This is a genomic window from Lysinibacillus sp. GW823-FHT06C08 (assembly GCF_058795135.1).
This window is the reverse complement of sequence record NZ_JBXAHN010000005.1, coordinates 236369-258238: the sequence shown is the minus strand read 5'-3', so window position 1 is coordinate 258238 and position 21870 is coordinate 236369. Positions and strand designations below refer to the sequence as shown.

Below are 21870 nucleotides of genomic sequence, written 5' to 3'. Positions count from 1 at the left end.
TTGATATGATTATTCACTGTAAAGTTGATGGTGATTACACGTGGTAAGATAGCACATACTAGCATAATAGCTATGAGCTTTTTCATTCATTTCCCCCTTTTTTTCGGCATTGTTATTGCTCTGGTATAAAATATAGGAACATCCGATTTGGACATTCCTATTCTCTACAGAATCCTTTTTAACAGTCGTGTTGCCCTGGCCAAACATCCTGCATTTTACTTAGAAAGACGATTTGCCCAATATGATAGGCGTCATGCATGGCTATACTTTTCAGCTCAAGCACTAATGTTCGTTCTCCACGAACCTCTCTATCTAAATCCTCTTGTGCTGATTTTGCTAGTATTTTTTCAAGTTCGCGGTGTACATATAAATATTCCTCTTTCGTTTCCTTCCAATTTTGCAACGTCAAAGTTGGTAAACGGAAAGTAGCATCATTATTTTCTGCCTGCGGTTCATTCTCTGTTTCATCAAGATATCGCACGAGAAGTCGCTTTTTATAGAAAAGTAAATGACAAACTATTTCCCAAATGGAATTCGTTGTCCCCTTAGTTGGTTTCCAAGTCGCCTGTTCAAGCGTAATATCCTCTAGCACTTTTTCAAGCGGTGGAAACCAGTCTTCTTGATCTAAGCAGCTTGTCCATTGTTGCAATAAAAGTGTCTTCACATCCATTTTCTTTTCCCTCCCATTTGGTGTTTAGTATAAGTGACTATGAATATTTGTTTGCTTTTGCTCATCACACTTTACACTAGCTAAGGCTTTTAATTTGATTATCCGCTAGCCGACTTGCTCTAGAGCAGACGTACAACCATACTATCTTTAAAAAGTATTATCAAATAAATTTTCTGCCATGCCCAATAAGATATCATGCTCCTCAAATGTCATCAGCTGTTCTTTTGTTATCGATGCCTGTTGAATTAGTCGGTTTGATTGAATGGTTACCAGTTTTTCAAACAAGTTTCGAATATAACGACCGTTCGAGAAGTTAGTGATGCTTTCAATTGGTATTTGATCTAGCTGCCTTTTCATATGATGTGCAAAGGATTCACCATATTGATAGTCATTATTATGACAAAGCATAGCAAAAATCTCATAGAGTTCCTGTGTACTAAAATTATCAAATTGTACAAAATGATTAAAACGTGATTTAAAGCCTGGGTTGGATTGTAAAAATTCCTCCATAAGCTCTGTATAACCGGCAACGATGATTACTAAGTCATCTCGTAAATCTTCCATAGCTTTTAATAAACTATCAATGGCTTCCTTGCCAAACGCATCTTGTTTATCATTGATCAAGGAATAGGCTTCATCAATAAAAAGAACACCTCCTTTTGCTTTATGGACCACTTCTTGAACCTTTAACGCTGTTTGTCCCACATATCCTGCCACAAGCCCTGCACGATCTGTTTCCACAAAATGACCGCTTGATAGGACACCCAGATGCTTATAAATTTGACCAATAATACGTGCAACTGTTGTTTTACCTGTGCCCGGATTACCAGAGAAAACAAGATGATAGGTAATAGGAAAACTTGTTAAGCCATGATCCACCCGCAAACTTTGAATTTTAATAAAATTGATTAAATTATGTAGTTCCTTTTTGGCATTTGGTAGACCTACAAGGCTATTTAGCTGCATTTGTAGTTTCTCTATCTCCTGCTCGATTTCAGGTGTAATCCGCAGCCGTTTATCATCGATAAATTCGCCACTGTAAATGATCTTTCCTTTTTCATTATAAAAGTCCCCACGTCCATGCTTTTTGCCATGCACGAGCTCTCCTATATAAGAGGCTTGTCCATTTGCATAATAAAGTACCCCTTGTCCGGTCATCGCATCCTCTTTAAATTGCCCCTCCGCTTCTAGAACCCCTTGCCGAGAATAGATTTTCCCTTTACCATGCTTCGTATCTTCAAAAAAGTAGCCATCATATCGGAGCGCTGTCACACCAATGGAAAGCTCCTCGGCTGTCGGTGATTCAGTAGGATAATAGAGCTTCCCTGCCCCCTGCATATGATGCCAAATAAAATCACCCTCGTATTGTAAAAAACCATTTGGATAGTATTGTTTGCCTTTGCCCTTTTTCATGCCATGAACAAAATCACCCTCGTATTGAGGCTGATTTAAATGGGGATATTGTTCGCGCAAAGCTTGATAAGGGGCAATAAGATCCTCTTCATAATATAAAATGCCGTAACCATCCATTAAATCATTCCGGAAATAACCTTCATAATGAATGGCACCGTCCTTATATAAAATGCCATGACCTTGTTTTTTATTTTGAATAAATTCGCCCTGATAAATAAGCTGCCCTTTTAAATACATAATGCCATTTCCTTGTTTCATATGATTGACGAATTCACCCTCGAATAATCGTTCACCATCTTGGTCAAATAATATGCCCTTGCCGTCATAAATATCGTGGCCGAAATCATTTTTTTTGACACCACCTTGATACATGATCGTTCCGTCTGGGTAAAAAAGTTCTTTTTCTGCATGATTATGTGTCATTTTATTGCCTTCCTTTATCATTTCAGTATATGCTCAATTATAGCGTGGATAAGAATACATATGTGCGAATTTTTAGAATTTAAGGAGAAGAGCATGAAAAAAAGATATAAAATACTTCTAGGCATTTTACTACCTCTACTTATTCTGTATATCTCTACAATGCTGTTAACGCGTGACACGGATTTTTCAAAGGAGGTTACGGAACGTCTTGATGTAGAGGCAATTAAGTCGATTGAAATTATTCGTGCCTCAGATGAAAAAACAATAACGATAACAGATGAAGCTGAAATGAATCAAATCATGCAGCAATTAAACGAGCAACCATTAAAAAAGGTATGGTTTACTAAATCTAATTTTAAAGAGGCTTATTGGATCACTTTAGCGATTAATGGCGAACGAGAAGTTGGCTTACGTTTAGATGATGCCGAGCATTTATTCGTTTATTTATATGAAGAAAATTACATGAAGGATTACAAGCTTACTAGTGATTTCGATACGTCATTCATTGAACAGCTTTTTCAATAAAATAAACATAGACACCACTCCATGCTAATGATGTTTCATGTCCATGATATACGTTCAAATACCATTTGAAGGATGTATAAGATAAGGTGTAAACTTTTTACTATTTCACCTTGTATGTTGTTCTTATCAGGTTGTAAACCAAAGGCTTTGACTTTTTCAGATGAAAATGAAAACGGGTACGTACAATTTGAGGTTACTTATGACAACAGAATCGATACCTTTAACAGGTAGGCACAAAACAAGAAAAAGAGAAATCGCGGTCCGATTCCTCTTTTTTGTTTTATCTACTTATATTCCATACAACGATAATTTTGCTGCATAGACAGAATGATCTCAATCAGTTCTACTCTAAGCTTAAGAGGCTCCATTACTTCTATATGAGCTCCTTGACTAAGCAAGTGAATCCACCATATATCCCACTCTTTCTTTCACGACCAAACTTTAAATAATCTTTACATATTTAGCCTATTTCACCATAAAATTTCTAGTTAATTGGTATAATTGGTACTATACGCCTTCTATCCGAAAACTTCATTCCATAAACGAAATAGGTTGAATTTTTGACATAAATAACAAAATTTCACATTAAATGACAGAAATGCGGAATAAAAAAGGACTTTAATCCATTCGATTAAAGTCCTCTTACTATTTATTTTAATCTGACAGCAGTGCCATATACTAATACTTCTGATGTGCCATCCATCACGGAAGACGTTGCATAGCGTACGCCAACCACTGCATCTGCGCCTAGTTGTTTGGCCTCTTCCTCCATTGCCTGTGTGGCAATTTCACGGGAGCGCACTAGCATTTCAGCATACTCTTTCATCTCTCCGCCCACAATATTTCGAAGTCCAGCCATCATATCACGCCCAATGTTTCTTGACTGTACAGAATTCCCCTTCACTAAACCTAATGTTTCAACCACTTCTTTTCCTGCCACCACATCGGATGTTGCTAATAGCATCGTTTTTCCTCCTCGTATTACAATTTTTGAATAGCTTCCACAGCCTCTTCAATAGAAGCTGTAATAACCCCATTACGTTTAATTAAGCCAATTACAAATAAATTACGGTAGACAAATTGATTCTCCAGCCCATCTCGTACCAATGCCTCTATTTTTTGCATATTGTCTCGCCCTTGTTGACGAACATCTGTCAGTACACCAATAATAGGACGATTCAGCATAGAAAACGCCCCAATTTCAGCGGCTACACCAGAATCAATCTCAACCCCATCTAATACGGCAATTAATACATCACTATTTTGTAGCATTTCTAAGTCTGCCTGAGCAATCGCTAAACTATCCGCATAAGCTGATTTATCATTGATAGCATCATTCTCCTGCGGAACATATAAGGCAATGCCTGGTACTGCTTCACGAATTGCTGCGGCTAGTTGTTCATTTACTAAACGATCCCCTAAAGAAAATAATCCATTTGCTAAATATGCTTTCATGTTGAACTCCTCAATCTATCGATTTTTCAAAAATGATTTTATGTCTTCCCATTTCATCCACAAATGTGGAAGCAATATCAAAACCATGCTTGAGATTGGTGATGAGCATGGTTTTGAATGTATTTCTGCCATATGTACGAACTTTGTCAAAGCCTAGTGTTTTAATATGTTCATGCTGTTTTTTCATTAATTGGCTAGCAATCCCCTGACCTCGCTTCGTGACATGAACACCACCCAACCAACTATAAAATACACCATCTGGATGTGGATATCCTAGTTTAAAGCCAATGACATTTGCATCCTCCACCGCCAAGAGGCAAAGGAGGCCCTCTTTCTTGGCTAGCTTTTCAACCGTTAGCTTAGCACCATCAAAGACATGGGCATGTAGTTCTTGCAATGAGCCGAGCCAATCATAGGGTAGACCTTCTATCGTCACAATATACATGTTCATCACCTCTATCTGTTTGATAGTATAACAGAAATACTTTACCTTCGTGATACTTGAACAAACAGAGCGAGAGCAAGAATCGTTTGTTGTGGATATACTTTACTAGAAATCAATGCTATGCCATTCCTTCATTGAAGGTCTAAGGCATTCCTCATGCTGGAAGTTAGTTGATTTCAGCTAATAATTCCTTATAATAGAAAGATACCATCCACAACATCACTAGAGGTGTATTTTTTATGTATTTTGGCATTATTCCACTAATTTTATTGTTCATTTTTCTCTTTTCTTATTGGAAAGACCCAAGAAAGATGATTAACGGACTACTATTTAATATGTTTGTCTGTTCATTTCTGTTATTCTGCTTCATTGTTTCCTTTTCATCGGATCTTTACTTTTTAAGAATGGCTGTCGTTATTCCACTAATTGCCCTTTTTCTCCTTATTCCCTTTGCAATTATTGCTTTAATGTTTGGCCTATTTTTAAATGCTAGAGTTTTAATGAAACGGGAAGGTAGACGCTTGGCTAATTCATTAACCTTGCTAGTAGCCATTGGCATTTTATTATTTATGCTGTTACCGATAATCAATCCAGCTAGCTTGTTTTCAAGCCATCTCCAACCGATATTTGCAGGGGTATCCCTTATTACATTTTATTTCTTTATCCATTTATCTAATTTCTTATCAGCTTATTTTCTCTATCAATTTAATCGTCCCAAGTATAATCAAGATTTTATCATTGTACTGGGAAGTGGCTTAATTAATGATAAGGTACCGCCCCTGTTAGCTAGCCGCATTCAAAAAGCGATCGATTTCTATCATAGACAAGCTGCAGTAAGTACCCCTCCAACGATCATCTTGTCTGGTGGTCAAGGATCTGATGAGAATCTACCTGAAGCAGAAGCCATGCAAAGGTATGCGATTGAAAAGGGGATTCCCATTGAGCATACGCTACAAGAAAATCGTTCTGTCAATACGTATCAAAACATGTTATTTTCGAAACAAATAATGGACGATATTAAACAAGGCGAGGCATATAACAGTATCTTTACAACTAATAATTTCCACTTATTTCGTGCAGGAATTTATGCCAGACTTGCTGGCTTAAACAGTCAGGGCATTGGTTCGAAAACGGCCTTTTACTATTGGCCTAATGCCATGATTCGTGAATATGTAGCGATTGTTGTTTTAGAACGGAAACGACATATGAAACTGATTGCCCCCATCATTATTATGACCATCTTATTAGCTCTATTCAGCTTTTTCTTTGTCTAAACTGTTGAAAGGATTCAATACATTTACGTATTTGAATCCTTTCATTGTGTTTATAGCCAGGACTTCTAGATTTTTTTATCTCAAGTAAATGGCGTTTGTTATCGGTCATTCACTATTTAATTTTGGGCTTATTCAGCAGCCTTATACGACCTTGTAGCTGTTTTATCCTCAAAAACGGTCTTAATGCGTTGGCTTGTTCTTAATTGCACTAAAACATTTATTAAAATAACTAATAATGGATGCAGAATAAAGACTATGGCTATTTGAGCATATGAGGCATCAAAATATTCAGCATCCGTATTGAAAAGATAAATATTCAGCACCATAAATACCGTTAATACAGCTATCCGTATTGAAAAGATAAATATTCAGCACCATAAATACCGTTAATACAGCTATTACAGTGTATCGAATGGTATTTCGAGAGATAATCATTGAGCCACAAATATATAACATTGTAGAAATAAATATGAGTACATGTAGAGTAACGGCTTCATCTATTGCATATGAAACGGGTATATCAGAAGTAATCAATAACCGATAAGCGAAAGCCCCTAGTAAAATAAACGTGCCAAACAAAAGTAATAGATTAGAAATTAAACTTCTTCTCATGTTCTCACCTTTTTTTAAAATTTAGGTTGTTGTTTTGCTTTTAAATCTCCCTTTATAGAGAGATGCAATATTGAATTCGTAATAACAACAGTAGATGGCTAAAATAATACGTTTAATAAAAAGACTGCGTAATGAGTATTAAAAAACAATGCAGTGTTTTGCTGCACAAAATAAACTAGTGACACCAATTGCAGACAATAATAACGTAAGAAACACATACGCTTCCTGTAGTGGCGCTGTTTTAGGACTTGTATAAAAACAGAATCACAAAGCTTTTAGAATCTCACTTTACAATAGTAAATGGTGGACTCTTTATTTAGTTACCTTTTCTAATATGCTAAAAAAATCGTTATCGTTTACCATGGTATAATTTTCTTCCGTCCTATTAACGGTCAATGACCTTTTTTCTGAAACAAGGTACATAGTATAACCTGTATTTAATGAAATGGTGATTCGGTAATCGTAATCAACTGGATTTATAGTTGCTTTATCAAATTTTGCATTCTGAAAAGCTTGTAAAAGCCTTTTTTGCGTTTCTTCTGGAATTTTAATTCGGGTATATATATCTTCTTTGTCTGTATCTACGGTATGAATGGTTATAGATGGATTTTCAACAGTAAAATTAGCGTTCTCTAAATACGTCTGTTGCAGAGTATCCTTCGTCTTACTTTGCAATCAAAAAGCCAATAGCGATGACGATTATAAGTAAAGACAAAATAATTTTGATTTTTTTCATATAGCCCCTCTTTAATTGTAATGACGTGAACTTTTGAGTCATATGTAAAAGGTATTACAGCTCTGCTGACGCCATTGCACGAACCATTCTATATTCATTGCAAAAAAGCTTCTTTTTATAAATAAGAGCCAAAGTAGAAATTCACTTTTTCTTCTGAATAGCCGTCCTGACCTCTCCAAGTTGCCATAGACATAAAATCAGTTCCCCGCCCGCGTTCCTTGCGATAATCGTTTGTCGATTCTAGTAGGCGAGCATACCCCCATATTTCCATAACGGCATCTCGCTCATATTGATTGGACTTGAAAACATCCTTCCAACGCTTTTCTAATTGTCTAGCAGCATCCATATCTTTACAGGACTTTATAGCCTCTAGCATCTGTTTGAAAATCTCTATATCTGCCTCACAAACGATTAATGACTCTTGTTCTTGTATTAAACATTCAAGATCGAGCAAACAATACACTAGCCAGTTTAAGCGAACACCTCCCCACTTCACTCGTTCAAAATTAAGGACATTTAGATCTTCGTTTATATAGTTTTCATTCGACATTATTTTATGTTCATTACAATAGCCACAGGCACTGTAGGATACTAACTCTTCAGGTCGCTCATGATACGTATGGATCGGTAGTTGTGCAGTAAGAGCCCAGCTTGATAACGCACTCCGTAAATATACTTTACGGGTCGAGAGGCTGTGCAAAAAAGCCTTCACCACAAGATCCTTAGTTAGCCTGTCATCATGAAGCTGTCGCAGTCTTTGTATACATTCATCATGGGAAATCGTTAAACGATCAAACATCAAGCCCATCCTTTTCGCATACTGAAAATCCTCCTCTGTATACGTATACTCCCCATCTCTCCATCTACCAGATTGCCAAAATGTTTGCATTAAAATTTTCTTTGCCTTTTGATCCATTAAAAATTTCCTCCTACTAAAGTTCTAACTTGACCTGTAGTTTCTCCGCCATCTCTCTCCACTGCTGCTTCCAAGGCAAGCCATCCAGTTCCTCTTCTGTTTGCGCGAGCCAATAATCACCCTCCATTAACTCAAACATGTCCATAAAGGTTATCACCGCACATACTGGATTGTTTAATGCCTCTATCATCGGCTCTGGCCCATCATCCCAGTTGTAATGATTGACAATGGCATGCAAAATAATAGACGAGGAAACCTTGCTAATTTGTTGACACATCTTCTCGAGATTTTCTTCATAAAGGATGGTATCCACTTGTCGCTGTTCTTCCGAATTCAAGGTCAATCTGATGGCGCCTGGTGTATCCAACAATAAATCGGCTATTTCGCTTTGCGCTCTTGCGGCATACCAGGCAGTGGCTGTCATTCCTTCTGTAGCCTGTAAAGAAATGCCTCTAGCAAGGAGTAATGAAATAACTTCTTTTCGCTTAAATTTCACGGCTTTTTTAAGTGCTGTATCACCCAGCTTATCTCGCACCTCCAAGTCTATATTTTGCGGAAGCAGAAGCTCAATCCCTTCCATTGAAATTCGATTTGTGATGAAAAGCATTAACGGTGTTCTTCCTCGCGCATCGCGTTCATTTACATCCAGCTTGCTCACAGCTTTTCGCACCGTCTCCAGATTTTTAGATTTGCTAACCTCTGCCCATTCCATTTGGCTTCCCCTCCTAATTGACCCATTGTTGTAATTTTTCTAGCACTTCCTTCCTTTCTGAGGTTTCTTGTTTTATACGCTGTGCAAGCTTCTTAGCACCGCCAAATATTCGGTACAAAACAAATTCACGCTCATAGCTTTCTTTCGTTTCTAACTCCTGAACAAGTGCCTTTAGTAGTTCTACTTCCATATTTTCAATCCCTTTTAGCGGCTTTGCTGATTCATTAGCACCAAGAAGAATGCCTACAAACACAGGAATAAGCTCTACCGATAAGCCGTGAGCTTCAATAAAAGCCTCCCCATAGGAATCCTGTACAGACTGATGCTCAGAATCGACCAGGGTCATGTAGCTTTGCACAAGCGGAAAATAATCCTTACTATATAGCCCTAAGCCCAAAACCGCATAGGTTCCAGGCATGGCTGATTTTTCACTTGGCTCTACATCCTGGTACCATGCATATTCCTTCATTGCCACCTGAGCATAGTCTGCTAATAAAGGAAAAAGGCTAGGATAAGCTAGGCAATTAGCAAAAAACTGATGAAGCTTCGATTTGGCTAGCTTTTTAAGCGGAAGGAAATTTTTCACTTTCGTCTTTAAAGTCATTTTATAGCCCTTCGGAAAGCCTTCCTGTAAAAGATGAATGATATAATGAAGCGCTTCACGATAAGCCGCTTCCTCTTCCTTTTTTATTTGTATATCAATCGTTTGCAAAATATCATTTGCTCTCCCCTCAATAAAAGCACTTTTGCACTTACTTTCAAAACGACCACTCCCATTTCGTAAATACTCTGTTGCCTGCTGTGAGCCAAGCTCTTTAGCTAGAGTAAGGTATTGTAAACGAGTAGCTGGTTCTTTATAACCGATTTTGACCGCCACATAGAGAAAGAAATCTAACTTTTCCTGCTCCATAGAAGGTTCTATGTCTTCGTTTTTAAGTAACCACTCATTGGTGTAATCATCTGTTTGCTCAAAATAGCTCTTTAAAAAGTGGTCTTCTGCCCAATGTTTAAAAGCATTTGTAAAATAATAGCTCCACTGATTTAAACGCTCTTTATTCGCCAGATGTTTTTCCTGTAGCTGACGAATAATCGGTTCGATCTCCTCTGCTGTTTGTTGGAAAAAATGTGGATTGACTAAATGCTGTGCTAAGAAAAACTCATCATTGTCGCTTGGAAGCACAGGAAGCTCTGCCATAACTTTCGTTTCCATAAAAGACGCTAATTCCTGTTTCATGAACGCTAGCTTCTGAACATTAAGCAGCTCCTTTTGAAATGCCCACATCGTCTCACCATACTCAAATTCAAGCAACACCTGAAAATGATAATCAAAAAATCGAGGACCATATGACTGTGCCTGAAACATTTGCTCCATCTTCGTACATAAAGCCGAAAAAAGATCCTCCACATAGTTTTGTTCTATAATTTCCTGTATGTATGTCCCTGCATCCACCTTATAAGCACTATCACTCCAGCTAAATGGTTCATAGACATCTATACAAATAGTCCCGTATTGACTTTTGCCTTTTTTCCATGTGATTTTTAAATAGTTAAAGATACCTGCTTGTAGTCGGCTTTGATGTTGAATACCATCAAGACGTTTACTTTCTTGCTGATAGACTTTGGTAAGTTGATCCCACACATCCGCTAAAAAATATTGTATAGACTGCTGCATCTGCTCCATCCTTTCTTAGAGAAAAATCTCTCGCCAAAAAATATTTAGCGAGAGATTACCTTATCCGATTGTTTTCACAACCGCTCCTTCTTGATTCTTTATATGTGTTTTCATAATTTGGAAACTTATACCTTCTAATGAAGATAGGGCAAACCGCTTTTCTTGCGGCACTAAATTTTGACTTAACTCCTCAGCTGCCTCTTTGTTCAATGTAATGGTAATTTCCTGTTCATTTTCCTGATAACCCACTTGATGATCTGGTTTAAATACTATAGTTAAATCTTGACCGACTAAGCTAAGATTTCTTTCCTTTACTATTCGCCCACGTAATAATTTGCCGATGACATCGGCCTGCTTCGCCCCTAATTGAATAACATGGGATTGTTTGTTAAACCAGCCCTTTTTCCCTACCTGCCAAGCCAGCTGATCGACAAATAAAAAGCCTGTACTTGAACCATCTTCCATCATTCCTCGCTCTACCGCCTCTACAATCTCAGGGCTTTGTAATAGTGAGGGGCGTGTTAAGTCCGTTATATAGCTTGGAATTTGGTTAATACCAGCCTGTAGTACACCAAGAGTTTTCCATGTCTGCATTGCTTCTAGTTCATCCTCTGTAATGCCGACCATTTGGATAAACTCCACCTTGCCATTCGGCGTATCCATTTCAGCAAGCTCAGGATCATGCGTAAAGGCTAGCGCTGTTAATTGCGTATCAGCATCCAGACAGATCGGACCATTTGCATCTAAATAATCACCCGCTCTAAAAACATTCCCACTATTAAAAACATATCTACCCATATTTTGTAATAGATTCAACGCCCACGCTGGTGGTTCATCCTCCTCTTCGGAGCGCACTAAGCGAAACGTCAATTCAAATCCATAACCACTATAGTCTTTATTTTCAAGCTCTTTTTCATATAGTTCCGAGAACCCATATGTGACAAAATGCCAATGGGGAACTGGAGTTTCACTTTTATAGGCACTTATACCATCCAAAGGGTCTTGTCCACCTAATGAATAAGGAATCATGGTGCCGTAATGCTTTGGCTCCTGCTCCCCATGTACCTGTGATACAGCTTCATCAATCGCATCCCAGCCTACCGCCATAACCTCTTCACTCATTTACGTTTCCTCCTTGCAATTGTCGCTATCGACTCTACTAACCTATTCATTATGATACCAATTTTATGGTAGCTCATTAACAGCATTAGGACTCATTTTCACTTATCGTGCAACTAGGTTTATTTTCATTCTACATGAGGAAAATATTACTAACGCAAAAAAATCAGGCCATCTTCTGGATTCCAAAAAGATTGCCTGAATAGCCTTCTATTCTGCCATTTAAATTTATACGTTCTATCAATCGGAATAGGTTAGCCATACATCATAGCTGGCTCACGCACAACATGTAAATAATCTGCCAGCTTCCCTACAAATACTTGCTCTAAATATGGTAATTGTCCTAGGCAGTGAGGCGTCATTAATGCTGGATTTTGATAAATCTTTAAACCTCCCACCTTTAATAGCGTCGCTACAAACTGGGAACAAAAATAAGCGCGTTCTCTTCTTACCTCCTTTTGCATCATCACGCCAAAAAGCCCGATAAAGTTGTATTTATAACGATCTCGATTCCAATACATATAACGCACGATTTTAGCCATTTCTAAATATTGATAATGAGAAATTCTACAACGATAAATGACACAATCCGCTGACTCAAATAGCCCTCTTTCCGCATCCTCTCGCAAAAAGCCACCACTTAAAGGATTGTTTAATTGCCTACGTCCAAAGCTAAACATTTCGTATAGCCTCTCATCAAATGCGATTGACGCATGATTCATCTCTTTACCAGTATACATACCTATCGCTTTCGATAATAATGTCCCTGTTTTAGTTAATACTATGTAAATCGTATGTGCCACTTCTTCACCTACTCCAATATTCTTTCTACAACTACCAATACGTTTTAAAACTTCAAATGGTTTCGTGAATTTCCTTTTTTTATAAGTATATACTATAAACTTAAATATTTTCTTAGTAGAACCTGAAGAATTTCTTAAGATTTAGTTTTATTTACTAGTATTTTAAGTTAGTGAACTATCATTAAATCAACGTTCTGAAAATTTTATTTTTGAACTACCTTTATTTATATGCCGTTAATTGTATTCTTATGTGGGGTACAAATGGGGTACAGAAGATTTTTTACTGGGGTACTTGGGGTACAGAAAAATAAATGGACAGATAACTAGAAAACGATAATAATAGTCACTTAGTTTTCCTGAATGACTAAATATTTTAATTTCTTTATATATTTATTACCCTGCCAACGGCTTAGAAAGCTGTTTATAGATTTTCTAGTTTTGATACATTTCTATAGAACCCTATCCTACAGGCTCACTAAATCTTTCTCTCTATTTATCTACTTTTATATTTATTTGGGCACCAGTTGAATTCTATACTAACAACACCTACCCAGTATTGATACAATTTTATTGTATTGCATTTGGAAGGAGGAATTCTGCTGTAGCTACATACACATCACTAAAATACTCGTCAATCTTTTCTACTTTGAATAATCTTATTTTCTCTTTTGCCAACAACCTTTTTGAAACGTAATAATCTTGGCCTATGTCTTTTAATAACTTATCGAGGATTGGTAAATAACCTTTACTCATTTTTAAATTTTCTATTACTGAGAAATCACGTTGCAATGATTGAACTGCCATTTCTAGAATTAAAAATTCATGAAATAGTCGCCGTTGCTCAGGATTCGACATACAACTCCATCCCCTCGATAAGAACATTCGTTTGTGTAATTACATAACAAACGTTCGTATTTTTACGAGTGTTAATTTATAGAAGTAAAAAAAGCACAGAATCAAACCTCAAGAGTTGAGGAACGGATTCTTCTTCAACTGACGGAGCAGGTTAGTGAAAGAAGGTGTTATTTTCCGCTATAGACAATGGTATAATTTGGGTAGGAGGTGAGATAAATAAGTCTTATTCTTTTTGCTTTTGTATTTTTACTATGAGTTTTCTTTACTAGGGAGTTGTTTTATTAAAGTAACGGTGCAGGTTAGTAAATAACTTAATGCAGTTTAGTTTAATAAGAACGAAAATGATTAGAATTAATTATGCTATAGAGCTGGTCAGTTATAATTTTATAAAGGAGTTGTGAGAAGTTGAAATATCGTAAAGCAAATGTCGATGATATTGATAAATTGGTCGAGTTAAGAAAAAAGCAATTAGTTGATGAGGGGATAGAACCTAATTTAGATATTGATAGAGAACTATTTGTTTTCTTTAAAAATAAACTAAGTGATGGTACTTTAATTCAATGGCTAGTGGAAGATAATGAAGAAATTATAGCTTGTGGTGCAGTAATTTTTTATGAATTTCCACCTTGTTACACCAATAAGACTGGAAAAAAGGCTTATATCACAAATATGTATACTAATGAAAATTATCGTGGGCAAGGAATCGCAACAAAGCTGTTAACTAAATTAGTTGATGAAGCTAAGATTTCAGGTATTTCACAAATCTGGCTTGGGGCTTCAAAAATGGGTAGACCAGTGTATAAGAAGTTTGGTTTTATGGAAACTGATGACTTTCTAGAATTAAATATTTTTTAATAATTAAAGCCCATTACCAATTAAGGTAACGGGCCCGTAATGTTAAGCGCTATGCTGTACAATGCTGATCTTCAAACCTTCAAAATCTCCACCTGTTAATGTGCCAGTGTCAAATTTATCTAGGTGTGACTTATCAATAATTTTTTTATCTACTGCTTGTTTGCTTTAGTTGTATCGTTAGTGAATTCATTGTGCCATCATCCTTTTCTGTTGGTTTTTGTGTTTAAAAATGATTGAACCGATTCAAGTGTCAACATAGCCCCTTGACCGTTTCCTCCTGGTGCTGGCTCCGATGTAGGTTCAAGCGGGCTCTGGATTAGGATTACCTTCTCCTACAAGCATCTGAATATCTTAAGGTATAAAAGTTTTTAGGTTAAATGGATTGGGTTTCATGTTTTCCTTCTTGCCCAATTTAGTTATTCGATTGACTAAATTGTTCGAAAATATTTTTGTACTCGTTCTTTATAGCGTCTACGAGAAAAAAGACAAAAATAAAAAAAGCCACTCAAAATGAATGGCTTAATCACAAATTTATCATTAACTTCACATACGATAAATTTGTAAAAAACTTGGATTAGATTAACCGTATAAACTTAATAAGATAACAAATCTACAAAGCATGTTTTTGAAATGTAAGATTGTCCAAATTACCCTATTATAAAATGAAGAAGTTTAAAATCTTTGTTGCATAAAAGTGCCCTTTTGCTTAACAAGAAAACTATTTATTCAAAAACAACCATTTCTCCGATTTCTATAAAACCAAATCGCTTATAAATATTTTTCCCATCATTGGAAGCCTGTAATACAACCGGTTTTTGTTTATCCTTTGTTTGATTTAGAAGAAATTGAAACATTTCACTGCCATGTCCTTTACCTCTAGATGTTTCTTTTGTCATCACATCATAAATACCATAACTATCTTTGCTTTCTATTAATAAACCGGTAGTTACAGCCATTTCGTCTATACAACCAATAAACATTTGAACTTCTGAACCTAATTTTTTTAGTGAAAACTCGTTAAAATAACTTTTTAGTGCCTCTTCTTCTGGTGTACCTTCAAATAAGCTCTTAAATACCTCTATATATTTTAAAAGATCTTCATTATTTTTCACACTAGTAATCATAAGTTGATGGGAAATTCTTTGACCTATATTAAGAGTATTTTCAAGTTTCATCATTACATTACGTTCTGCTTCTTTTAGGTCATATTCTTCCATCAGGTCTTGCCAGCTTGCGTTCAAATACCGAGAGTCAATCCACGTACTAAAGGGATATTCTTTAAGAGTCATACTTTCAATGCTACTTCTAATGTTAAATTCATTTTTTATCTGTGAAGATTTCGGCAAAAGTATATTAAATGTATCCGTGGGTATTTCTGTATTCGTAAAAATGAAGTCCTCTTCATTGATAAGCTTTCCATTAACTGTGTGAGTGAATATTCTTATTTTTTCTTCAAGATTGTTTATAACTAATTGTTGATCTGCAATCATTTCGTTGCTCCTTCCAATTAAATACAGCGCGCGCTCTTTTTATTATAGAAGCAATTCATTTAAAATTAAACATTGTTCACATTTTTTATATCCTCCCATAATTTTCAGAAAACTTAAAGCACACTTGTTTATTCAATCACCCTTCACCACTAAACTGTTGTCTCCATTCCTCAAAGCTTATGAATGGCACTGTGACCCTAGGCGGTTTCACCTCTTTGTAAGCCTTATTTAAAGCTTGTTTGTAGGTCAATCCTTAAGCAGACATGTAAGCTTCAATTAGAGTAGCTAATTTCTTTTGGTAAGTATCATCCATGTAATCTCTGCCTCGTCTGTACTCAGGGAGTTTGCCATTGATCATGTAAAATTGTATGGCAGCGACACTGAATATCCATCGATGCTATGCCCCAAAGCCGTGGAGCTTTTGATTTCCACTTGCCATAATGATAATAGCCGTCTTTATCAGCTCTTTGCCCGTCTAGCTATCTATGAGACTTGCGAACTGTAGTATCAAGTGATGACATCCACACCTTGGTTAGCCGTGCTGTCTTGCTAGCCTGTTCCTCAATAGCCAAATCTACTTGTGATCTAACTCGACCACCCTCTGTACGAGCAACAAGGATAGCTTTCTTCCTCGTTCATCCCATAGCTTGCTCAATTCGTATTGCCATGTCTATATAACCATTTCCTCGCCAGTAGACTGTTGTAAGAGGTAAGCTATCAATAAGTATCTCTCGATGTAAAGACGCTCCAGTGACGCTTGTATGAGCTTAATAACTTCTTTATAAACAGCATTTAACTGTTGAGCAATTAACTTCATCTCTTGATTAAAGCGATTGTACTTGTTAACGTCAATCCAGGTAGCTTGGCCGTTCTTACCAAACTTACGATGCCCCTCTAACATATGAGCGAGAATAGACTTTAAACTTCTTGCAAATACAACTTCAATATCCCTCTCTGCTTTAGCTCCCAGTTCATCTAAGATTTGATTGATTTCCTGTTTATTCATGACTCATCAACTTCTTTAGGATCAAGAGCAGTAATGAACTTTCGCTCCATTGTTTTGCAATTGTTCTCGAGCCGCATAAGCTTATACTTTATTGCCACACCTGTAGAATTACCTGCAAACGATTCATCACTGAAGTTCACGCTTTTGGCTATACGCATGATGTTCGCTTCTAAGCGATTCAGGTGTTTCTCGATCATTTGATCATTAACATCTTTTGTTAGATATTTAATGTCATCATCTTCACCCCATCAATTCAAAGATGCCAGTTTGAGCAACTTTCTTCGCATCTTCGTCATCCATCCCCATACATTACCTTTCGGAGCTCCTGCTTTATTCGGGGTACTCCATTAAGTTTCTCATTCCAATTATCCTTTGATTTCCATGAACCATTTGTTTTTTCTGGAACACCAAACATTTTTGCAATTGCTCGATTTGTATCTCTTGCTCTAGCCATCTCTCATATACCCCACCTCCATCATTTGTTTTTAAACCACCTAAAACTAGTTACATTCTTTCTCAGAGTCTACTTAATATAAAAAAATAGATTTTAATATATAACCAGGTAATATTTTTCCAATTCGCAGAATATAATTAAATAAGGAGGTGATAGTAAAATGAAAAAGAAATTAGGTATGATTTTATTAGTTGCTGCACTTTTCGGAGCTGCTGCTGCTTCTACAGCCCCTACTGCATCTGCTGCTCAGTGTTACTGGGTAGGGAAAGCTTGGATATGTGATTACTAAAAGATAGAGATCAATATTAAAAAGTATTTTTTTATTTTGCCACAGTAATAGTGGCTTTTTTTAATTAAAGATAAACTGCTTTCTCATATCTCATACATCACCACCTCCAACAAAAAATGCTACCACCCTGAAAGTGATAGCAAGATTTATGTATTTTGTCTAAATTCTTTCCATTTCACTTGTAAGTGAGACTTCATAGTATCACTATCATAAATATCAAGTTTAGAATAGGGTTTAAAATATTTTTCAATACCCTTTGTTTGCAACAATAATTTATAATTTCTTTTCAATCTCCACCTCCCAACCAGTCTTAAACCTGAGAATGAAATATATGTAATACCTTTTTGCTCTTAAAACCACACCAAACTCCGCCCTCTCTACTCATAGCGTTTTGGCTGTTGATGTAGTTTTCAAAGCAAAAGAAAAAGCCTCCATCCTAAGATGAAAGCTTTGCTATTGTTTTTGTCGAGTTAGCTCATTTGCGACTCGTGGTAGAGCTGCACCACGTTATATTTGTAAAGCGAATTGTGTTTTTATTTATAGTGCGTATCCGCGCACTTTGTTGCTCAGTTAGTTTGACTAAAAGGTAAGTGGACGAAGTTCACATAAAAACCAAGCCATATTTAGAGCAATATGAAACTCTGAATTGACACAAATACTGAAAATAAAAATATCGCAATTAGTAGCCAACCATAAACTTTTCGCTCTTGTTGAAATTCTCTAATTCCCCAAATTAACATTACTAACCCTAAAAAGAAAATCGTTAAAAAATTCAACTGGTAATTCTTTGTGATAAGTCCATAAGCTGAGAGTTTCACCCCACTATTATTTTTAGAATATGTTAAAAAGAAATATAAAATTGGATATAAACCTATTTTGGTTATAGAACAAACCTGCGCTATTAGTTTAAGGATCAAGTCTTTTATAAAAACTAAAAAGAAGCAGCCTTTCGGCTACTTCAACATTTGTTTCAATATGTTGTTTTCTGACCCTAAATATTGTTGTACTAGATAACCCCATATGTTTACCAATTACCCTCATTCTATCCCCGTCTAGCAATCTATGAAGCACTTCAACCTCTCTGTCACCTTGTACTAACAAAATACGTTTTTGCACCTCTGCAATCTTTTGCTCGTATTCCTTAATCCGATAATTTAGCGAATAAACACGTCGTTGTACCTCTGTAAACACTGGATCACTCGTCCCACCACTTACCTTTGGTAGTGTAGCTTCAATACCATACATAGCTATTTTAGTTCGAATATAGCTGTTGTTATCGATTTAGGCTACTCGCTGCCTTGCTTCCTCGATTGTTTCCACCATCCAACGATAATTCTCAATCCACTGAAGTAAATCTTCGTGAACACCATCAAAGGGCATAATCCAATTCGAGCTGTAGCGTCTGCAAACGCTGCGGCTTTTCTATTTTGGACTGATCTTTTATTCATCATCGGCCACAAGCTGTAATGCTGAGTGTTTTAAATATGAATCATTTCCTCAAAGTTTTCAGTAACACTCGTGTACATTTATTGATCTTAATACTTACTATAAGTTTCATGTAACCCAAATTTAATTGTTAAAACTAAAATCGTGTTATAGGATTACTATTGTTAAAAAACTATTAGAAAACATGATTTAAGGAAGAATTTTTTATGAATGACAAACTAATTAAATATTTATCTATTTTTGGTGGTACTACAATTATCGCTTTAGCTCTAGCGGCTTTTCCTTATCGACCAAGGTATGAATAAGGAATTTAGTGAAAAAGCATGGTCAGATACAAAAGAATAAGCAATACAAGTTACAGTTGAGCATTTTAAAAAGGAAAACAATATCAATGTTACAATAAATGAAGTTAGTTCTTCAGGTGAATATGCGACAATGAAGTATATATAGAAGGTCATGTTGTTGGTAATGAGAATAAGAAAAAATCAGCTGTTGTAGATACTTCTGAAGAAAATTACCAAGTAAAACACTTTTAAAGAGCCCATTGAACAGTTAACTTTATTGTTAGCTGATCTTTTTATTGCACATTTTTTCATATTGTTCAGTCAATCTCCATGCATATTTGAAATTAATAAACCAATCTCACCTTTACTATTATCTTTTAATGACTTCAGTCCAGAAACTATTCTTCACTCCACCTTCCTTTTGGTCCAAACAACTGTATTCGATATGAATAAAATATTGTATAGAAGAGGAGGTGAATATAAATTGGCATCATTTGAAATTGGAGCGAGAAGTCTTTTTAATTTTCGAAACGAGCGCTTTTTCCTATTAGTTGAAGATGAAATTACAATTCCAGAAAAAGGTGTGGAGATTGATCCAGTTAATATCTATGAGATTGACCAGCAAACTTTCAATTTTATCAGAGAGGAAGGAGATACACCTGTAGTTGTACCACGTTTTAACCTTCCTCCTGTACCACCTGGATTTAAATTAGAACGAAAATGTATTTTTACAGTCGATAATTCTTATTTTGTCATCTATGATTTAGAAAATGGCACTGATAACAATGTTTTATTAAGAATTAGTGCAGCTTTATTTAACTCATTAAGAAATTCTGGTGTTCGTGAATGCGTTCCTCAAGATTTCATTAATTAATAAATAATCCAACCTTCAGTAAAATTATTATCATCATATTTAAAATAATGTTCAGCAAGATTCCTCCTTCCTTGCTGAACATCTTCTTTTAACTACCACCTTCTTCTTACCTAACAACCCACCAGCTCTTGGCCCAATCCGTCCCGCCAACACAAGGTCCATAACAATTAAAGCTACATTAGCGTTACTGATTAAAAACCTTTGAGCTATCTTGTTGATTAAAAGCCCTAGTTTCAAAAGTGCAATATGCTTTGCTGTAAAATCAAACTTAACCGTTTCATGAGCATCACCAGTAAACAAAATGTATTTTTCATTTAATCGTCACCTCTGCTCTAGACTGCTCTGAATAAAACTTCCGTACATTCATCTCAACTATTTGTGAATCATCATTCCAAATGATTTTATTGCACTCACCCTTAATGTTTTAAATCAAGTTATCGAGATCCGGCTTTTTAGTTGGACATAATTCACCACTAGCTAAAAGCTTTCTCTTTGGCCCTGTACAAAGATTCTGTGGTGGCGAATTCTGAAAAATAAAATATTTGCAATGTTTGCAATTTTATCCTAGCTTCTTTAATACGATTTTTCAGCTTGGTTATACTGTATTAGTAATAAAAAGACACTCCTTCATAGGAATGTCTAAACATTTATCTATAAATATCTAATAAATTTAATAAGTACATTTCTGTTTCATTAATCGAAAGCATTATTTCTTTATGCAGTTGATCCTCCATACTATCTTCAGAAATAAACTGTAAGTATTTATTTACTTCTACAAAGAATTTTTCAAACTCTTGTAAGAATTCATCAATTTTTTGATCGCCAGGTGTTACAGATAGATAAATAGTTTTGAATAAATTAAAGTCACTATATGCATTACTTAAAAAATAGATAGCCAATATTTTATCACTAGTGACGTATGATTTTACAAAGGTCAGATTTTGTTTTAATTTATTCAATGAATTTATAAGATTTGTTGTTTGTTTTATCATATTTGCAGTATTACTATACATCTACTAACCACCTCCAATTTAATAATAAGCAAAAAATCACCAAATTGGAATAATATTCTGCATTTTTCATCTTTTAAAAACTTTATAGAAACTGCCATTGAATGAAGACATCGGTCCAAACACCAATAATCAGTAATACAAATACCCATCCTACCAACTGGATGTAGATTTTTAATAATGGGCTTTCCGCAAATCCTCTTGAAAAGGGGCTCACCTTTAAAACATCATGAGGATATTTCAACATTATATATGAAAAACTGCCAAAAATGAACGTTACCCATACAGCGGTCATGAACATTTCCTAGTGTCACTCCTAAACATCAAGATTCAACAATCGCATACTTATTATATTGATCCCCCTACACTCTTGTGCCATCGATGCTATTATGTCAAATTCCTCATTTATAACAAAATAAAAATGAGCTCGATCAAAACGTGAGCTCATAGACTTCTTTAAACTAATGGATAATAAGGTTCGTAAATGGGATGCCAATAATATGGGGGTCTAACACCAATACTCGGTGTAAAC

Annotated in this window: 27 protein-coding genes and 1 pseudogene; 5 read left to right on the top strand and 23 right to left on the bottom strand. The window is 35.8% G+C overall.

Features of this window, described 5'->3' with window-relative positions; all coding sequences use genetic code 11:
- Positions 1–178: 178 nt before the first annotated feature.
- Both AC1Q6O_RS14280 and AC1Q6O_RS14275 read right to left on the bottom strand, forming a co-directional pair.
- The gene (locus tag AC1Q6O_RS14280; protein WP_008177176.1) at positions 179–670 is read right to left on the bottom strand and encodes a DinB family protein; all 492 of its coding nucleotides are present in this window, start codon (positions 668–670) and stop codon (positions 179–181) included.
- A gap of 147 nt (positions 671–817) precedes the next feature.
- Positions 818–2506: an AAA family ATPase gene (locus AC1Q6O_RS14275; RefSeq protein ID WP_492401557.1), complete on the bottom strand. Its 1689-nt coding sequence runs from the start codon at positions 2504–2506 to the stop codon at positions 818–820.
- Between the two features lie 93 nt (positions 2507–2599).
- Here AC1Q6O_RS14275 and AC1Q6O_RS14270 point away from each other — a divergent pair, with 93 nt between their 5' ends.
- Positions 2600–3031 carry a hypothetical protein gene (locus tag AC1Q6O_RS14270; RefSeq protein WP_171365038.1) on the top strand — a complete coding sequence of 144 codons (432 nt, stop codon included), beginning with the start codon at positions 2600–2602 and terminating at the stop codon, positions 3029–3031.
- 649 nt (positions 3032–3680) lie between these two features.
- On the opposite strand, the gene AC1Q6O_RS14265 is transcribed toward AC1Q6O_RS14270, so the two are convergent.
- Genes AC1Q6O_RS14265 through AC1Q6O_RS14255 form a run of 3 tightly spaced genes read right to left on the bottom strand, consistent with a single transcriptional unit; the run spans position 3681 to position 4937 of the window.
- On the bottom strand, positions 3681–3995 hold the full coding sequence (locus AC1Q6O_RS14265) for a YbjQ family protein (protein WP_008177171.1): 315 nt from the start codon (positions 3993–3995) through the stop codon (positions 3681–3683).
- 17 nt (positions 3996–4012) lie between these two features.
- Positions 4013–4486, bottom strand: a complete 474-nt coding sequence (locus tag AC1Q6O_RS14260; RefSeq protein ID WP_008177169.1) for a nucleoside 2-deoxyribosyltransferase — start codon at positions 4484–4486, stop codon at positions 4013–4015.
- A gap of 10 nt (positions 4487–4496) precedes the next feature.
- A complete protein-coding gene (locus AC1Q6O_RS14255; RefSeq protein ID WP_492401582.1) occupies positions 4497–4937 on the bottom strand; it encodes a GNAT family N-acetyltransferase in 441 nt (146 codons plus the stop codon).
- Between the two features lie 233 nt (positions 4938–5170).
- Here AC1Q6O_RS14255 and AC1Q6O_RS14250 point away from each other — a divergent pair, with 233 nt between their 5' ends.
- Positions 5171–6205, top strand: coding sequence for a YdcF family protein (locus AC1Q6O_RS14250; RefSeq protein ID WP_089987361.1), 1035 nt, complete (start codon positions 5171–5173; stop codon positions 6203–6205).
- 288 nt (positions 6206–6493) lie between these two features.
- On the opposite strand, the gene AC1Q6O_RS14245 is transcribed toward AC1Q6O_RS14250, so the two are convergent.
- From AC1Q6O_RS14245 to AC1Q6O_RS14210, 8 genes are all read right to left on the bottom strand, one after another.
- Entirely contained in the window at positions 6494–6817 is a 324-nt protein-coding gene (locus tag AC1Q6O_RS14245; RefSeq protein WP_492401554.1) for a hypothetical protein, read from the bottom strand.
- Between the two features lie 312 nt (positions 6818–7129).
- Entirely contained in the window at positions 7130–7492 is a 363-nt protein-coding gene (locus AC1Q6O_RS14240) for a hypothetical protein (protein WP_253734823.1), read from the bottom strand.
- Between the two features lie 176 nt (positions 7493–7668).
- Complete coding sequence (locus AC1Q6O_RS14235) at positions 7669–8469, bottom strand: hypothetical protein (RefSeq protein ID WP_089987363.1); 801 nt, start codon at positions 8467–8469, stop codon at positions 7669–7671.
- Positions 8470–8485: 16 nt separating this feature from the next.
- Complete coding sequence (locus AC1Q6O_RS14230) at positions 8486–9181, bottom strand: DUF4274 domain-containing protein (RefSeq protein ID WP_492401551.1); 696 nt, start codon at positions 9179–9181, stop codon at positions 8486–8488.
- A gap of 13 nt (positions 9182–9194) precedes the next feature.
- Complete coding sequence (locus AC1Q6O_RS14225) at positions 9195–10862, bottom strand: DUF6138 family protein (RefSeq protein ID WP_008181444.1); 1668 nt, start codon at positions 10860–10862, stop codon at positions 9195–9197.
- Positions 10863–10913: 51 nt separating this feature from the next.
- Positions 10914–11975, bottom strand: coding sequence for a suppressor of fused domain protein (locus AC1Q6O_RS14220; RefSeq protein WP_008181442.1), 1062 nt, complete (start codon positions 11973–11975; stop codon positions 10914–10916).
- Between the two features lie 251 nt (positions 11976–12226).
- On the bottom strand, positions 12227–12775 hold the full coding sequence (locus tag AC1Q6O_RS14215) for a hypothetical protein (RefSeq protein WP_008181440.1): 549 nt from the start codon (positions 12773–12775) through the stop codon (positions 12227–12229).
- Between the two features lie 567 nt (positions 12776–13342).
- Positions 13343–13630: a YhjD family protein gene (locus AC1Q6O_RS14210; protein ID WP_008181437.1), complete on the bottom strand. Its 288-nt coding sequence runs from the start codon at positions 13628–13630 to the stop codon at positions 13343–13345.
- Positions 13631–14035: 405 nt separating this feature from the next.
- Here AC1Q6O_RS14210 and AC1Q6O_RS14205 point away from each other — a divergent pair, with 405 nt between their 5' ends.
- Positions 14036–14485: a GNAT family N-acetyltransferase gene (locus AC1Q6O_RS14205; RefSeq protein ID WP_107922735.1), complete on the top strand. Its 450-nt coding sequence runs from the start codon at positions 14036–14038 to the stop codon at positions 14483–14485.
- A gap of 722 nt (positions 14486–15207) precedes the next feature.
- Here the strand turns inward: AC1Q6O_RS14205 and AC1Q6O_RS14200 are convergent.
- The 4 genes and pseudogenes from AC1Q6O_RS14200 to AC1Q6O_RS14185 form a co-directional block, all read right to left on the bottom strand.
- Positions 15208–15975 (bottom strand): GNAT family N-acetyltransferase, encoded by a 768-nt coding sequence (locus AC1Q6O_RS14200; protein ID WP_008181432.1) that lies wholly within the window; start codon positions 15973–15975, stop codon positions 15208–15210.
- A 670-nt stretch (positions 15976–16645) separates the two neighbouring features.
- The gene (locus AC1Q6O_RS14195; protein WP_492401549.1) at positions 16646–16981 is read right to left on the bottom strand and encodes a hypothetical protein; all 336 of its coding nucleotides are present in this window, start codon (positions 16979–16981) and stop codon (positions 16646–16648) included.
- A 23-nt stretch (positions 16982–17004) separates the two neighbouring features.
- Positions 17005–17287: pseudogene (locus tag AC1Q6O_RS14190) on the bottom strand (phage portal protein); the annotation flags it as partial.
- Positions 17274–17396 (bottom strand): hypothetical protein, encoded by a 123-nt coding sequence (locus AC1Q6O_RS14185; RefSeq protein WP_492401580.1) that lies wholly within the window; start codon positions 17394–17396, stop codon positions 17274–17276. The gene AC1Q6O_RS14185 and the pseudogene AC1Q6O_RS14190, both read right to left, overlap by 14 nt.
- A gap of 199 nt (positions 17397–17595) precedes the next feature.
- Between AC1Q6O_RS14185 and AC1Q6O_RS14180 the strand changes: the two genes are divergently transcribed.
- Positions 17596–17724 (top strand): hypothetical protein, encoded by a 129-nt coding sequence (locus AC1Q6O_RS14180; RefSeq protein ID WP_255319037.1) that lies wholly within the window; start codon positions 17596–17598, stop codon positions 17722–17724.
- 146 nt (positions 17725–17870) lie between these two features.
- Here the strand turns inward: AC1Q6O_RS14180 and AC1Q6O_RS14175 are convergent, their stop codons facing one another.
- From AC1Q6O_RS14175 to AC1Q6O_RS14165, 3 genes are all read right to left on the bottom strand, one after another.
- On the bottom strand, positions 17871–18014 hold the full coding sequence (locus AC1Q6O_RS14175) for a hypothetical protein (protein WP_342529668.1): 144 nt from the start codon (positions 18012–18014) through the stop codon (positions 17871–17873).
- A 333-nt stretch (positions 18015–18347) separates the two neighbouring features.
- Positions 18348–18542 carry a DUF3953 domain-containing protein gene (locus AC1Q6O_RS14170; RefSeq protein ID WP_255319036.1) on the bottom strand — a complete coding sequence of 65 codons (195 nt, stop codon included), beginning with the start codon at positions 18540–18542 and terminating at the stop codon, positions 18348–18350.
- Positions 18543–18630: 88 nt separating this feature from the next.
- Complete coding sequence (locus AC1Q6O_RS14165; RefSeq protein WP_239355436.1) at positions 18631–18969, bottom strand: hypothetical protein; 339 nt, start codon at positions 18967–18969, stop codon at positions 18631–18633.
- A gap of 969 nt (positions 18970–19938) precedes the next feature.
- Here AC1Q6O_RS14165 and AC1Q6O_RS14160 point away from each other — a divergent pair.
- Complete coding sequence (locus AC1Q6O_RS14160) at positions 19939–20328, top strand: spore coat protein (protein WP_090003313.1); 390 nt, start codon at positions 19939–19941, stop codon at positions 20326–20328.
- 51 nt (positions 20329–20379) lie between these two features.
- Here the strand turns inward: AC1Q6O_RS14160 and AC1Q6O_RS14155 are convergent, their stop codons facing one another.
- The 3 genes from AC1Q6O_RS14155 to AC1Q6O_RS14145 all read right to left on the bottom strand — a co-directional run bounded on the left by AC1Q6O_RS14155 (position 20380) and on the right by AC1Q6O_RS14145 (position 21341).
- Positions 20380–20628 (bottom strand): hypothetical protein, encoded by a 249-nt coding sequence (locus AC1Q6O_RS14155; protein ID WP_107922733.1) that lies wholly within the window; start codon positions 20626–20628, stop codon positions 20380–20382.
- A 10-nt stretch (positions 20629–20638) separates the two neighbouring features.
- Positions 20639–20725, bottom strand: coding sequence for a RusA family crossover junction endodeoxyribonuclease (locus AC1Q6O_RS14150; RefSeq protein ID WP_255250384.1), 87 nt, complete (start codon positions 20723–20725; stop codon positions 20639–20641).
- 250 nt (positions 20726–20975) lie between these two features.
- Complete coding sequence (locus AC1Q6O_RS14145; protein WP_008181425.1) at positions 20976–21341, bottom strand: hypothetical protein; 366 nt, start codon at positions 21339–21341, stop codon at positions 20976–20978.
- Positions 21342–21870: the final 529 nt, after the last annotated feature.